This window comes from Polaribacter sp. AHE13PA, assembly GCF_019278505.1.
GTDB lineage: Bacteria > Bacteroidota > Bacteroidia > Flavobacteriales > Flavobacteriaceae > Polaribacter.
Genome location: NZ_CP058985.1, coordinates 3,184,709 through 3,200,037, shown reverse-complemented (window position 1 = coordinate 3,200,037; position 15,329 = coordinate 3,184,709). Strand labels below are relative to the sequence as shown.

The window sequence follows — 15,329 nt, the reverse complement described above, 5'->3', positions numbered from 1 at the left end:
ATTAGAGTGTTATATTTTATCTCCTCTTAATTTTCGATATTTTTTTCTAGCATCTACTAGATAAATACTAGAAGAATAGTCAAAAATAATCTTTTGATAGTATTCTGAAGCTTTTTCTGGATTGTTTAATTGATTATTATACAATTCTGCCATTTCATAATACACATCATCTGCATAAATACCTTGATTATCGGCTGCAATAATTTTTGAAAAACTTACAATAGCGTCGTCATATTTTTTTTGTTTGATGAACAACTTTGCTTCAAAAAATAAAACATCATCGTATATAACTTCTCCAAGATTTAATCCGTTTTCAAAAACGATTTTAGGGGTAAATAAACTGTGTAATTCCGTTAATGCTTCCTCATTTTTATTTTGATAAGAGAGCAGTTCTGCTTTTGCCAATTGTTTTAATCCAGACGGAATAGAATCTACCGGTTCATTATCTGTAATTTTTAAAAACAACTCTAGAGCATCATTCGCAATTAATTGTGTTGTAGAGCCTTTTAATACTTTTAACTGTGCTTTTGCCCATGTAAAATCTGCTTTATAATAACTTGTTTGCGCTACTTTAAAACGGGCTTGTTGTGCTAATTCGTGGTTTTTAAGTTGTGTTTGAATTTGAGAAAAATAGATTAATGCTTTGTTGTAATTTCCTGTAAAGACCAAAATATCCCCTAATTTTAGTTTTATTCTTGCTTTGTCGAATCGAGAACGAGAATAGTTTAAGGCTTCTTCTAAAACAGTTTTAGCCTCGTTTGGTTGGTCTTTTTTAAAAGTTAAAAAATCAGCATATTCTACTTGTAATTTTATGGTTGATGCATTTTTACCGTACTGATTAAAAAGAGATAGAAACATTTTTTCTACTTCAGGATTATCTGTTGCAACAGCTATTTTAGCGAGGTAAAAAGACGCATCAATTTTTTCTATTTGTAAAGTTTTTTGTTGGGTAATAAAATAAAAACATTCTTTAGCTGTGATATAATCTTTGTTTTCAAAAGCTATTTTTCCTAAATCAAAAATAGAATTTAAATCAGCAGGGTTTCTTTTGTACAAAGCTTTTTCTTGCGTAAAGGCTTTATTATAATCTTTCTGTTGTGTAAAAAGCCAACTTAATAATAGATTCCAAACATTTTTTGGGTTGCTTGCAGATTTTTTTAAAAGTGTTTTTCTAAATAAAATATTAGCTTCGTTTTCTGCATCATCTGTAATATAACTACTCGTATATCTTTTTACTAAATCGTAATTTTCAATGTTTTTATCAACTAGATTAAAGTAAGCTTCAAACATTTTCTTTAAGTCACCTTTTTCTCCATAAATTTGAGCAATTCTAAAGTTATAATCTGCTTTTTTATTTTTAGCCATTGTTTTTTCATACGCTAAAATTGCATGATCTAAAAGATTGTAATCTTTAAAAAGTCTACCAATAAACCCGCCATAAAAACTATTTGTATCAATAGAGTTTAAAGCAATAGCGTAATTTTTTTCTGCCAACTCTTGTAATTCTTGTCTTTGGTAGTTATATCCTAAATGCACATAAAAAAAAGCTTGTTTAGGGTCTTTGTCAAGTGCGGTTTTTAATAGTTTTTCTACTTCACTAAATTTATTGGTTTCTTGATAACAAGAAATCAATCTACTTAAATAAGTAGTATTAAAAAGGTTCTTAGCATATAAGTTTTTAAAGATTTGAGTCGCTTTTTCATATTGGCCTTCTCTATAGTAATCTTCCGCCAAATAATAATCACTTTGAGAAAAGCTAACGCTAGTTATAGTAATAAAAATAAGTAAAAACAGTTGTTTCATCAATTTCAAAGATAAGTAAGAAATATGTTAAATTTTTATTAAAGACGTCTATTATAAGGTGTTCTTTGTAATAATTTGGCACGAAACTTGTCTATAGAGAATATAACCAATCAAATTTTAAGAAGATGAATACATTTAAAAAACAATACGAAACAGCAAAAAACAATTCTATAGAGTTTATGAAAAACGGACAAATTAGTGCGTATTTAAACTCACTTTTAGAAATGAATAAATACAAAAGATTAATGGTTGCTGTAGTTGCAAACTAGTCTACCGTTTTTCAGTTTTCAGTACTCAGTCAAATATTGACTGAATACTGCTAACTAAAATTAGTTTACAATTAGTCGTTGCGGTAAACAGTACTCAATTGTATAAAAAAATATTATACAAACAAGCTAACTGCCTACTGCCAACTGAATACTGCTTACTAATTTATTAATCTATAATATCGAACCCACAATAAGGTACTAAAGCATCTGGTATTTTAATTCCGTCTGCTGTTTGATAGTTTTCTAAAATACCCGCTAAAACACGAGGTAAAGCCAAAGAACTACCATTTAAGGTGTGTGCCAATTCGCTTTTACCTTCTTTATTTTTAAAACGTAGTTTTAATCTATTTGCCTGAAAAGCCTCAAAGTTAGATGCAGAACTAATTTCTAACCAACGGTCTTGTGCTGTAGAAAATACTTCAAAATCGAATGTTAGGGCAGCCGTAAAACCAGTATCTCCACCACATAAACGTAATATTCTATAAGGTAATTTTAACTCTCTTAAAATATCTTTAATATGTTCTACCATACCATTTAAGGCTTGGTAAGAATTATCTGGATGCTCAATACGTACAATCTCAACTTTATCAAACTGATGCAATCTGTTTAAACCTCTTACATGCGCACCATAACTTCCAGCTTCACGTCTAAAACAAGGCGTATAACCAGTTACTGTAATAGGAAATTCAGCTTCTTGCATTAAATTACCACGAAACATATTGGTAATAGGAATTTCTGCAGTAGGAATTAAATATAAATCATCTACTGTAGAATGATACATTTGTCCGTCTTTATCTGGCAATTGCCCCGTTGCAGTTGCAGATTCTGTATTTACCAAATGTGGCACTTGTACTTCTGTATAACCTGCTTTCGTATTTTTATCTAAAAAATAGTTGATTAAAGCACGTTGTAATCTTGCACCTTTTCCTTTATAAACCGGAAAACCGGCACCTGTAATTTTATTACCTAATTCGAAATCTATAATATCATATTTCTTAGCCAATTCCCAATGAGGCAAAGCATTTTCTCCTAAATCCGGAATGGTTCCTTCACTAAAAATGTTCTCATTATCTTCTTCAGATGTTCCTGCTTTTACAGAAGCATGCGGAATATTCGGAATTTGGTATAATAACGTTTGCAACTCTTCTGCAAAAGCATTAAAATTTTCACCAAGCTCTTTAGATCTCTCTTTTAATTGAACTGTTTTTTCCTTTAAAAGATTTGCTTTTTGTACTTCCCCAGATTTAAAAAAACCACCAATTTCTTTAGATAATTTATTAGATTCTGCCAAAGTATTATCTAATTCAACCTGAGTAGATCTTCTATTCTCATCAGCAGTTAAAACTTGTTCAATAATCGTTGCTGCATTAGCAAAATTACGTTTAGCTAAACCCGCTAAAACCGTTTCTTTGTTGTCTCTAATAAACTGTACTTGTAACATTTTTGTAGAATTTTTGTAAATGCAAAGATATAATTTGTGAAATGGTTTTACACTAAATTATAAATAAAAGTATGTTGTAAAATTCTAACCAAATAGACACAAAGAAATCATAGAAAATAGATGTTTTCCAATGTCTTTTGGGCGTTACCACAAGGGGCAGGCTTTCGCACTCGCTTTTTTTGTTAAAAGAACAAAAAAGAGCTCAAACAATTGCTCTATCCTTAACGCGTAGTGAATACTAAAAAAAGAAAAGTCTTTAATAAGAATGTTACTTCGAAGTATTTAAAAGCACCATAATAATGAAAACATAAAAGTAAACACCCAACTTGTCATTTCGACGCAAGGAGAAATCCCATAGCAAAGAAAACACATTGTAGAGCAACTTTATGCAATTTCTCTCAAAAGGTTAAAAAGACATACTGATTGGAAATAAGACTATTCGCTAAAAAAAACACAACAAATGTCACTTTGAATGCAATGAGAAGTCACATAACAGTGATAACAAAAGAGATGTAATGTTCCTTAAAAAGGTAGTATTAACATAACCTATGTAAAAAAACTTAAAGCTTGTTTTTAATATAATCCCTTGCAGTTTGTTCATCCTTTTTAATCTGAACAACTAATGCGTTAATAGAACTAAATTTTTCTTCATTACGTAAAAAATAAAGCAATTCTATCGTTAAATATTCGTTGTATAAATTTTGGTTGAAGTCAAAAAAATGAACCTCAATAGTTTGGTAAGTTCCATCTACGGTTGGTCTGCTGCCAATATTCATCATTCCGAAAACAGTTTTATTGTCAATAGTAGATTTTACAACATAAACGCCCGTTTTAGGAATCAGTTTATAAGATTCTTTTACATCAATATTTGCCGTAGGATAGCCAATTTTTCCACCTAATTGTTTTCCGTTTACTACTGTACCACTTAACATAAAATTGTAGCCTAAATAATTGTTGGCAGTTTTTAGGTTTCCGGTTGCCAAAGCACGTCTTACTTTGGTAGAACTTACAGAAACATCATCGATATCTTGTGCCGGAATTTCTTCTACCACAAAATCGTATAAATGGCTATATTCTGTTAATTGAACAATATTTCCTTCCCTGTTTTTTCCAAAATGATGATCGTAACCAATAATTAATTTCGAAATATTCAATTGATTAACCAAAACCTCACGCACAAATTCTAGCGCTGTCATTCTAGAAAATTCTTTGCTAAAAGGATGAATAATTAAGTAATCTAAGCCTGTTTTTTTAAGTAATTCGGCACGTTCTTCAATTGTATTAATCAACTCTATAGTGGCGTCTTTTTGCAAGACCATTCTAGGGTGCGGAAAAAAGGTAAGTAAAACAGATTTTCTATTTGCTTTTTTAGCCTCTAAAACCAGCTTATCAATAATTTTTTGATGCCCAAAATGTACCCCATCAAAAGTACCAATGGTTACATATGTTTTTTCTGAAGTAGAAAAATTAGAAATATTCTGAATTGTATTCAATCAAAAAGATAATTAAGTATAATACAAATGTACAATAACTAAGTGTTTCTGCTAATAGTAAAAAGAGTAGTTTTTTTGAACTTTCTATTTGATAATATAATTGCAATTTATTGCTATAATCTTAAAATAACGACCTATTTATTATATTATTCAAAAAATATTGTATTTTGCATTTAACTAACAAATAATTCAAATTATGATAAAAAAATTTATACTTCTTGCGTTTATAGCTTTTAGTAGTGTAGCCATGGTTGGTCAAACCACGGTTACAGGTACTGTTACAGACGCTAAAACAGGAGAAACAATTCCCGGAGCAAATATTAAAATTGCTAGAAAAGCGGTAGGTACAACTACAGATTTTGATGGTCAATTTGTATTTAATGTTTCAGACAATCCTCCCTTTACTTTAGAAATTTCTGTTTTAGGATTTCATTTAGAAAAAGTTGAGATTACAAAAAACAACCAAAAAGTAATCGTTAATTTAATAGAAAATGAAACTTCTTTAGATGAAATTGTAGTTTCTGCATCTAGAACGCCAGAACGTGTTATGGAATCTCCGGTTACCATAGAAAGAATGGATAGTAGAGCTATTAAAAATACTTCTTCCCCTTCTTTTTATGACGGATTAGAAAACTTAAAAGGAGTAGATGTAAATACCAACAGTTTAACTTTTAAATCTGTAAATACACGTGGTTTTGCAACTTTTTCTAATACACGTTTTATGCAATTGGTAGATGGTATGGACAATTCTTCGCCTGCATTAAATTTTGCTTTGGGTAATTTACTTGGGATGTCTGAACTAGATGTAAAAACAGTAGAATTATTACCAGGAGCTTCCTCTGCATTATATGGTGCAAATGCATTTAATGGTATTATGTTTATGACTAGTAAAAGCCCTTTTGAAGATCAAGGAATTAGTGTTTCTTTAAAAGGAGGTGTTACAAGTCAAGAAGCAGCAGGAAATAATGAGTTTTATGATTTTAATATTAGAATGGCGTATGCTTTTTCTAATAAGTTTGCTGCAAAAGCAACATTATCCTATTTAGAAGGAGAAGATTGGCATGCAACAGATTATAGAAATACTGATGGTGATGAATACATATCAGGAGATAGATCAGATCCAAATTATAATGGTGTTAATGTTTATGGAGATGTAGCCTCTAATGATTTTGGGGGAGCTATAGGAAAAGTAAGTAGAACAGGTTATAATGAAAACGATTTGATGGACTATGGCGTTAAAAGCGTAAAGTTTGGTAGTTCATTAAATTATAGACCATTTGGTGATGATCGTTTAGAAGTGATATGGAATACTAAAGTAGGCGTTGGAACTACTCAATATTTAGGTGGTCAAAAATATAGTATTAAAAACTTTTTGTTGGAACAACATAAATTAGAATTTAAAGGGAAAAACTTTTTTGTTCGTGGTTATGTAACAAGTGAAGATGCTGGAGATTCTTACAATACCTTATTTGCAGGTTTAAATATTAATAGGTCTTGGAGTTCAGACCAAAATTGGTTTACAGAATATGCTGGAGCCTATTTAGGAAGCGTACCTGGTGTTACTGCTAGTTCTCATGAAGCTGCAAGAGCATTTGCCGATAGAAATCGTTTTTTACCTGGTTCTGCAGAGTTTAACAATGCTTTTAATGAAGTAACTAGTAATCCTGATTTAATTTCTGGTGCAAAGTTTAGAGATCAAACAAAATTATATCATGCAGATGCAAATTACAATTTTCAAGATGTTATAGATTTTGCAGAAATTCAAGTAGGTGGTTCTTACAGAAGGTATTCTTTAAATTCTTTTGGAAATATATTTACAGATACAGACGGGCCTATTAAGTATGATGAATATGGTGTTTATACACAAGCTCAAAAGAAATTTTTAGAAGAAGATCGTTTAAAGGTAACGGCTTCAATTCGTTATGATAAAGCACAAAATTTTGATGGTAACTTTTCTCCAAGAGTTTCATTTGCATACGCCGGTGGTGAAAATAAAAATCAAAACTTTAGAGCTTCTTTTCAAACAGGATTTAGAAATCCAACAACGCAAGATCAATATATTGGTTTAGACGTTGGTAACGCAATTTTAGTAGGTGGTGTAGAAGATAATATAGACAGATATACTACAACTTTTACAGATGCTGCAGGTGTAAATTATACGTTAACAGGTAGAGATGCTTATGAAAACTCTTATACTGTTGCAAGTGGTGGAACTGTAAAAGCAGAGGTAGACTTTGTTAAACCAGAAAAAGTAACCGCTTTTGAAGTAGGGTATAGGGGGCTTATTCCAGTTAATGAAAGTAACCTTACTGTAGATTTAAGTTTGTATTATAATCAATATGAGGATTTTATAGCCAATAAAAATGTAATTGTACCTTACAATGCTGCCGGCGGATTTAAGGTTTTTCAATTGTATACTAATTCTGATGCAGATATTAATTCTTATGGAGCAACCATTGGTTTAAATACCAAAATTTTAAAAGGTTTTAATCTTGGTCTTAATTATACTTATGCAAAATTTGATTTTGATCAAGCTTCAGATCCAGATTTTGAAGCTGGTTTTAATACACCAGAACATAAAGTAAAATTACAATTTGGTAAAACAGACTTATTTAAAAACTTTGGTTTTAATGTTAATGCAAGATGGCAAGATGAATATAGATGGGAATCTTCTTTCTTAGATGGTACAATGAAAGCGAGAACCGTTTTAGATGCTCAAGTTAATTATAGTGTTCCTTCAATGAAATCTGTATTTAAATTAGGTGGAGCAAATTTAACAGGTCAAGAATATTTAGGTGCTACCGGTGTAGGAGCAATAGGTTCTCAATACTATATTTCTTGGACAATTAATAACTAAAATAAAATACTTTATGAAAAATTATAAATATATAGGATTATTTCTTTTGGCTTTCAGCATTACATCTTGTGATGTAAACAATGAGTTAGATGAAATAGTAGATCCAGTAAAACAGCTAGTAAAGTTAAATAAAAATGGATTAGATTTTTCTACATACATTTCTATAGGAGCTTCTTTTACCGCAGGATATACCGATGGAGCATTGTTTAAAGCGGGACAAGAAAATTCTTTTCCAAACATTCTAGCAGAAAAATTTGGAACCTCATTTAAACAACCTTTAATGAATGATAATATTGGAGGTTTGGTTTTTAACGGAACAGCAGTTCAACCGCCAAGATTTTATTTTGATGGAGCTGGTCCAACAAGGTTAAGTGTTTTACCTACAACATCTTTAACAGCTAAAGTATCTGGTCCTTTTAATAATTTTGGAGTGCCTGGTGCTAAAAGTTTTCATTTAGGTGTTGCTGGTTATGGAACATTAAACCCATATTTTGGTAGAATGGAATCTAGTTCTTCTGCTACAGTTATAGGAGATGCATTAGCCCAAGGACCAACGTTTTTTACATTATCAGAAATTGGAGGAAATGATGTTTTAGGTTATGCACTTTCTGGAGGTTCTGGAGTAGACCAAACAGGAAATTATGATCCTTCTACTTATGGAGAAACAGATATTACAGATCCAACTGTTTTTGCAAATGTGTTAAATGGTATGGTAACAGCACTTACATCAAATGGAGCAAAAGGAGTGGTTGCAAATGTACCTTATATTACAGATTTAGCTAATTTTAGTACAGTACCTTATAACCCTCTTCCTTTAGATGCAGCAACAGCAGAAGTTGTAAATGCTGGTTATGCGCCTTATAATGGCGGTTTACAAGCAGCTGCGGCAGCTTTAGCCGGAACTGGCTTATTAACAGGTGATGAGGTAGCTAAAAGAACAATTAGTTTTTCGGCTGGTCAAAATGCAGTAGTAATTATAGATGAAGACTTAACAGATTTAGGAGCTATAAACCCAGCTTTTGCAGAAATTCCAAAATATAGACAAGCAACTGCAGATGATTTATTATTATTAGCAAGTTCTGCTATTATTGGTACTACAGTTAATGGAAATGCATCGTTAATTAACGGAGTATCTGTTCCTTTAGCAGATAATTGGGTTTTAACACCACAGGAGCAAGCAGCAATAAAAACGGCTACAGATGCTTATAATACAACAATTGAAACAATAACAAGTACAAATGAAAATGTTGCATTGGTAGATTTTAAAGGTCTTTTACAAGAAGCTTCTGAAGGGATTATTTTTGATAAATATAGGTTAAATACAAGTCTAGTTACTGGTGGTTTAATAAGTTTAGATGGTGTACATTTAACAGGAAGAGGTTATGCTTTAATGGCTAATGAAATTTTGGAGTCTATAGATGCAGAATTTGGTTCTAATTTTACTTTAGCAACAGATGGTTTGGCTAAAGCAGATGATTATCCTACAAATTATTCACCTACTTTAAAGTAAGAAAATAATTACAATAACATAAAAGAGGCTATCTAAAAATATATTTTTAGATAGCCTCTTTTATGTTATTTAACAATCTTTTTAAGATAACATCATTACAGCTCTTTTAACTCCGCTAACCAAAACATCAATCTCTTCTTTTGTGTTATAGAATGAGAAAGAAGCTCTAATAGTTCCGGGTATTTTATAGAAGTCCATAATTGGTTGTGCACAATGATGACCCGTTCTTACAGCAATTCCTAATTTATCTAATATAGAACCAATATCATACGGATGAATATCGTTTACATTAAAAGAAATTACAGCTGTTTTGTCTTTTGTAGTTCCGAAAATTTTTAGGCCTTCAATTTTTAAAAGTTCTTGTGTTCCGTACTCTAAAAGCTCATGTTCGTATTCAGCGATAGCATCAAAACCAATAGCATTTAGATAATCTATAGCTGCTCCAAAAGCAATTCCTCCACAAATATTTGGGGTTCCTGCTTCAAATTTATGAGGCAAGCCTGCATACGTAGTTTTCTCAAAAGTTACGGTAGCAATCATTTCTCCACCACCTTGGTAAGGAGGTAGTTTTTCTAACCATTCTTGTTTTCCGTATAACATTCCAACACCTGTTGGACCACATAATTTGTGAGCAGAAGCCACATAAAAATCAACATTTAATGCCTGTACATCTGGTTTTATGTGGGGTGTAGCCTGAGCTCCATCAATTAAAACAGCAGCATTTATCTTATGTGCAGCGTTAATAATTTCTTCAATTGGGTTTATAGTTCCCAATGCATTAGAAACGTGGTTACAGAAAACTAATTTTGTTTTATCATTCAATAAATTATGATATGCCTCCATGTTTAAAGAACCATCTTCTAACATCGGAATTACCTTTAAAACAGCACCTGTTTTTTCGCATAACATTTGCCAAGGCACAATATTAGAATGGTGTTCTAAAGCAGAAACAATAATTTCGTCGCCTGTGTTTAAAAGTGATGCAAAACCAGCAGCAACTCTATTAATACTGTCTGTTGTACCAGCAGTTAAAATAATTTCATACGCTTCTTTTGCATTAAAATGTTTCTGAATTTTAATACGTGCTTGTTCGTATTTATCTGTCGCTTCCTGACTTAAAGTATGTACTCCTCTGTGAATATTAGCGTTGTAGTTACTGTAATAATCTACAATTGCATCAATAACAACTTGTGGTGTTTGAGAAGTAGCAGCATTATCAAAATAGACTAAAGGTTTTCCGTGAACGGTTCTTTTTAGAATTGGAAAATCTGCTCTAATTTTATCAACATTTATCATACAAAATCAATTTAAAACACAAAGATAACCGATGAAGTTTGAAACTTGTAATAAAGACAATATGAATTTCTTATTTTTACATAACTAAACTCTTTTCTGATGAAAATTTTTAAACGGATTCTACTTTTGATATTGATTGCTATAGTTGGTGTTGTTATTTACAACTATCCAAAATTGAATCTCTTGGCTGGTTATTCGGCTAAAAACATGGCTTCATCTGTTTTTGTTGCGGAGAGAACTCTAGAGTTTACAGACACTACAGACAATAATTTTTCTCCAGTTAATTTGGCTTCTGATGCAATTGATTTAGAAAATAAAAATGCAACGTCTTCTGCTTTTGGCTTGTTAAGTAGAAAAGCTATTTATAGAGAAGGTTTAGGAGCTGTTTTAACCTTAGAAGAAAGCGATGAAACTGCAGATTATTTAGTTCCTAAAAGATTAGAAGCAGATAATAATACACCTTATCCTTATGGAAATGCCCCACAAATAGATACTATTTTTGCAAATTTAGATTATGATAAAATTGATGAATCTGTAGATTTATTATTTGATCCTACCAATAAAACAAGAGCTGTTTTGGTTGTTTATAAAGATCAAATTGTTTCAGAAAAATATGCAGACGGATTTCATAAAGAGTCAAAATTTTTAGGCTGGTCTATGACAAAGAGTTTGTTAAGTACTGTATTTGGTATTATGGAAAATCAAGGTGGAATTAATGTGTTTGGCAAAGCTCCAATTGATTCTTGGCAAAATGATGAACGTAAAAAGATTACCATCAATAATTTATTACAAATGAATTCTGGTTTAGAATGGGATGAGAATTATGCGGAAATTTCTGATGCGACTAAAATGTTGTTTCTAGAAAGAGATATGACCAAGATGCAAGAAAATAAGCCTTTGGTTGGTAACCCAAACGAGAGTTGGAATTACTCTTCTGGTACCTCCAATCTATTATCAGGTATTTTAAGAACTTACTTTAAAACGCATCAAGAATATTTAGACTTTTGGTATATCAACTTTATTGATAAAATAGGGATGAACTCAATGGTCTTAGAAGCCGATTTGAGCGGAAATTACGTAGGTTCTTCTTATTCTTGGGCAACTACAAGAGATTGGTCTAAATTTGGTCTTTTATACCTTAAAAATGGAAATTGGAATGGAGAAGAGTTGTTTACAAAAAAATGGGTAGATTATATAACAACACCAACGCCAGGTTCTAACGGAACTTATGGTGCGCAGTTTTGGCTAAATGCAGAAAATGATTTTAAGGACGTGCCTAAAAACATGTATTATGCAGATGGCTTTCAAGGACAAAGAGTGTATGTTTTACCAGAGCAAGAAATGGTAATTGTCCGTTTTGGTTTAAATAATTTTGATGAAAATACCTTTTTAAAGGGTGTGATTGAGTCAATTAAATAAATTTTATTATTTCTAAATTAGAAAAATTGCTAGAATTCAGAGAAATATGATACAAACACAAGAGGAATTAATAGAGAATGCACTTTTATATTTTAAGAGAGGTGATTTTTCTTTAGGTTATAGAACGCTTTTAGATGCTTCTTTAAACACAGATTCTACAGAAATATTTATCAAAGTATTAGACTTTGTAGAAAAATATGAAAATGAAAGTAATGATGATAAATCGTCATTACTTTTGTTGTTTACAGAATGCTGTAATCAATTAAAAAATATAAAAATTGAAACCAAAAACTTAGTTGGTACAACAATTTTAAAAGCAGATAATATTACCAAAGATTATAACAAAGGTCGTTTTGTTTTAGGTCCTGTAAATGTCGAATTGAAAAAAGGAGATATTTTTGGTTTGGTTGGTGAAAATGGAAATGGAAAAACAACGTTATTAACGGTGTTGGCTTCTTTAAATAAAGTATCTGCAGGTAGTTTAGAGTATTCTTTTTCATCAAAAAATAAAGATGCTTACGATGTGTTGTCTAAATTGGTTTACATACCGCAAAGAACGGCTGTTTGGTATGGTAAAGTTTTAGATAATTTAAAATTTACGTTGGTACATTATGGTGTAAAAGGTAAAAAAAATGATTTACTAGTTTTAATGATGGTTGCCCGGTTTGGTCTTTGGAAATACAAAGATTTAAAATGGAGCGAACTTTCTTCTGGATATAAAATGCGTTTTGAGTTGGCAAGAACAATGTTACGCAAGCCAGAAATTATTTTATTAGATGAGCCGTTGGCAAACTTAGATATTTTGGCACAACAAATTATCTTAGAAGATTTAAAGATGATGTCTAAATCTCCTGTAAACCCAATTGCAATGGTATTTTCTTCTCAGCAATTATATGAGGTAGAAAAAATTTCTGATGAGGTTATTTATTTAAGAAATGGTAAACCTTCTAATGAGTTAAATATTGCAGAAAAAACAGCAAAGCAATTAATTATAGAATTAGATGCAACCAACTCTAGAGAAGAATTAGAAACTGTTTTTAAAGAACTGAATTTAGAAAAGCTAGAGTTTAATGGAGGTGTTTATATCTTGTACTTTAAGGATGAAATTACATTTAATAATGTGCTAAATACGATTGCAAGTCATCAATTAAATGTAACGTATATTAGAGATATTTCTAAATCTACCAGACGCTTTTTTGTGTATTAATCATCTAAACAATAATAATGAATTTCATCAATAAAATAAATAAATATCTTTTAGAGCATTATCCATTAATTTGGAATACTCGTTTAGTTTGGATGCTTGGAGTAAATATAATTGTTCATTTACTTTTCTTTTTAATAGGCTTTTCTTCCGTTAATGGTTTAGCAGACTTAAAAGAACATTATAAGTTAGATGATTTCTTCTTTTTTACATCTAACGTGTATTACAGCGTGTTGATTTCTATTTTTCTATTATTAATTTGGATTATTTTTTACCTAAGAAACAATGCTTTTAAAAATTTGTATTCTATAAAAAAGGGAATGGTTTTTCAGCAATTTTGTATTGTATTTCTCATCATTCTAATAAGTACAACACAATTTTATTCTTTTAAAACAGGTTTAAAAATTAAAACAAGATCTCTTTATAATTGGCAAGAATTAGATAAAGATATTAAGACTTTTAATAAGTTTAGTTTGTTTTTAATGCAAGAACAAGATGAATATGAAATAGATAAAAAAGAATATCCGGCACCTTTTCCTTTAAATGTTGCAGTAGGTTATGATCAGAATTTAACAGATAATATTGATACTACTCAAGTTTTTTTTAAAAGGGATGGTCATTTTTTACAGTTTTATAAGTTCAATAATAACTCTAATTTAGAAACGAACAACTCTTACAAAACTAGATCTGCAATTGATTTTGATAATTTTGAAGATAGAACTATAATTGATATAAGTGAGTTTAAAGAGTTTTTAAATCCGTCTTTATTCAATTATTCAAAAGAGAAATTTAATTATGGTCAAGACTCTTTAGACTATAAAAATCAGCTTAATTTCTATCAAGAAATATTAAATAATAAAGATGATGTTAAAATAAAAGAAGGATTAAATGAGGTGCTTTCCATCTCAAAAAAATATGAAATAAAACATAACTTAACAGTAGACAATTGGTTTGAATTACTCGATAATAAACCAAGTTACCTTTTAACGGAATTGATACATACGAGCAACCCAAAAGAAGAATATTATGGAAGAACAGGTTATGGAGTAAACAATTTATCTTCGGGTAAAGATATCCCTTACTCTAAGAGTTTATACTTCGATTTTAATGATACTGATAATTTCTTTAAGAACGTATATGAATCTTATTTTTCTGGTTTTAATATTGTCTTTTTGTATTTTATAATTGCCTTTTCTTTTTGTTTAAGCATTCTTATTTTAATATTTAAAACAACAAGCATTAAAACAATATTGTTAAGTTTTGTAGCAAGTTTGGTTGTTTTGGTATTAATAGTTTGGTTAATGTCTTCTTCTAGCAATTTGTTTGGGTATAGTAAATACAACGAGTACTTTATAATGTTGTTTATCTCTTTTTTAATTATCGTTTTTTCAATTTTTTCTTATATTTTAAATTGGAAAAAAACGATAATATCTATCTTTTGGTCGTTAGTTTTATTTGCAGTACCAACCTTCTTTTTGTTTGCTGCTTTTAGTTATTCTAGATTTTTAAAAGATGTTTATTTAGAGTTAAACCCTCAAAATTATAATTATAAAAGTAATTTTGAAACGTGGTTTCAGAATTATGGTTTTTGGGTAATACTGTTGGTTAGTGTAATTACAATCTATGTGTATTCTTTATTTATCAGAAAATTAAAAGCAAGACCAGAGTAAACTATTTTATGATAAAACAGAATAAAACCACTTATTTCTAAGTGGTTTTATAACACAATTTAATGGTTGGTTTATTAACTTTTACCTTTTATCAGACTAAGTGCTACAGCAGCAATACCTAATGCGATAGTGATATAAGAATTGGTGTTGTCTTGAGATTCTATCAAATCTAAATCACCTATTGAGACTTCTGTTTCTGGCTGAATCATAGTGTAAGTTCCATAAACAAGTAATACAACTCCTGCTATTAATAATACTGTTTTAATTGTTTTATTCATAATCTTCAGTTTTTTTATAAAGTTACAAAAAATATAAATAAAAAAAACCACGCAATTTGCGTGGGTTTTTTTTATATAAAAAGTGGTTT

At 30.2% G+C, this 15,329-nt stretch carries 11 protein-coding genes; 6 read left to right on the top strand and 5 right to left on the bottom strand.

Features of this window, described 5'->3' with window-relative positions:
- Positions 1–9: 9 nt before the first annotated feature.
- A complete protein-coding gene (locus H0I28_RS13840; protein WP_218759462.1) occupies positions 10–1,803 on the bottom strand; it encodes a tetratricopeptide repeat protein in 1,794 nt (597 codons plus the stop codon).
- Positions 1,804–1,928: 125 nt separating this feature from the next.
- Between H0I28_RS13840 and H0I28_RS13835 the strand changes: the two genes are divergently transcribed.
- The gene (locus H0I28_RS13835; protein ID WP_165731424.1) at positions 1,929–2,072 is read left to right on the top strand and encodes a hypothetical protein; all 144 of its coding nucleotides are present in this window, start codon (positions 1,929–1,931) and stop codon (positions 2,070–2,072) included.
- Between the two features lie 166 nt (positions 2,073–2,238).
- Here H0I28_RS13835 and serS read toward each other — a convergent pair whose 3' ends face one another.
- Together serS and H0I28_RS13825 are read right to left on the bottom strand one after the other, a co-directional pair.
- Positions 2,239–3,513 carry a serine--tRNA ligase gene (gene serS / locus H0I28_RS13830; protein ID WP_218759461.1) on the bottom strand — a complete coding sequence of 425 codons (1,275 nt, stop codon included), beginning with the start codon at positions 3,511–3,513 and terminating at the stop codon, positions 2,239–2,241.
- Positions 3,514–4,073: 560 nt separating this feature from the next.
- Positions 4,074–5,006 (bottom strand): bifunctional riboflavin kinase/FAD synthetase, encoded by a 933-nt coding sequence (locus tag H0I28_RS13825; protein ID WP_218759460.1) that lies wholly within the window; start codon positions 5,004–5,006, stop codon positions 4,074–4,076.
- Between the two features lie 196 nt (positions 5,007–5,202).
- On the opposite strand from H0I28_RS13825, the gene H0I28_RS13820 reads away from it, so the two are divergent.
- Both H0I28_RS13820 and H0I28_RS13815 read left to right on the top strand, forming a co-directional pair.
- Positions 5,203–7,863: a TonB-dependent receptor gene (locus H0I28_RS13820; protein WP_218732038.1), complete on the top strand. Its 2,661-nt coding sequence runs from the start codon at positions 5,203–5,205 to the stop codon at positions 7,861–7,863.
- Between the two features lie 13 nt (positions 7,864–7,876).
- The gene (locus H0I28_RS13815; RefSeq protein ID WP_218759459.1) at positions 7,877–9,373 is read left to right on the top strand and encodes a G-D-S-L family lipolytic protein; all 1,497 of its coding nucleotides are present in this window, start codon (positions 7,877–7,879) and stop codon (positions 9,371–9,373) included.
- 81 nt (positions 9,374–9,454) lie between these two features.
- On the opposite strand, the gene H0I28_RS13810 is transcribed toward H0I28_RS13815, so the two are convergent.
- A complete protein-coding gene (locus H0I28_RS13810; RefSeq protein ID WP_302850260.1) occupies positions 9,455–10,669 on the bottom strand; it encodes an aminotransferase class V-fold PLP-dependent enzyme in 1,215 nt (404 codons plus the stop codon).
- Positions 10,670–10,768: 99 nt separating this feature from the next.
- Here H0I28_RS13810 and H0I28_RS13805 point away from each other — a divergent pair, with 99 nt between their 5' ends.
- From H0I28_RS13805 to H0I28_RS13795, 3 genes are read left to right on the top strand one after another with little or no spacing between them, the layout of a single operon-like run.
- Positions 10,769–12,088: a serine hydrolase gene (locus tag H0I28_RS13805; protein ID WP_218759458.1), complete on the top strand. Its 1,320-nt coding sequence runs from the start codon at positions 10,769–10,771 to the stop codon at positions 12,086–12,088.
- 46 nt (positions 12,089–12,134) lie between these two features.
- Positions 12,135–13,295 carry an ATP-binding cassette domain-containing protein gene (locus H0I28_RS13800; protein WP_218759457.1) on the top strand — a complete coding sequence of 387 codons (1,161 nt, stop codon included), beginning with the start codon at positions 12,135–12,137 and terminating at the stop codon, positions 13,293–13,295.
- A gap of 17 nt (positions 13,296–13,312) precedes the next feature.
- Complete coding sequence (locus H0I28_RS13795; RefSeq protein ID WP_218759456.1) at positions 13,313–14,962, top strand: hypothetical protein; 1,650 nt, start codon at positions 13,313–13,315, stop codon at positions 14,960–14,962.
- A gap of 74 nt (positions 14,963–15,036) precedes the next feature.
- Here the strand turns inward: H0I28_RS13795 and H0I28_RS13790 are convergent, their stop codons facing one another.
- Positions 15,037–15,240 carry a hypothetical protein gene (locus tag H0I28_RS13790; RefSeq protein WP_218732032.1) on the bottom strand — a complete coding sequence of 68 codons (204 nt, stop codon included), beginning with the start codon at positions 15,238–15,240 and terminating at the stop codon, positions 15,037–15,039.
- Between the last annotated feature and the right edge of the window lie 89 nt (positions 15,241–15,329).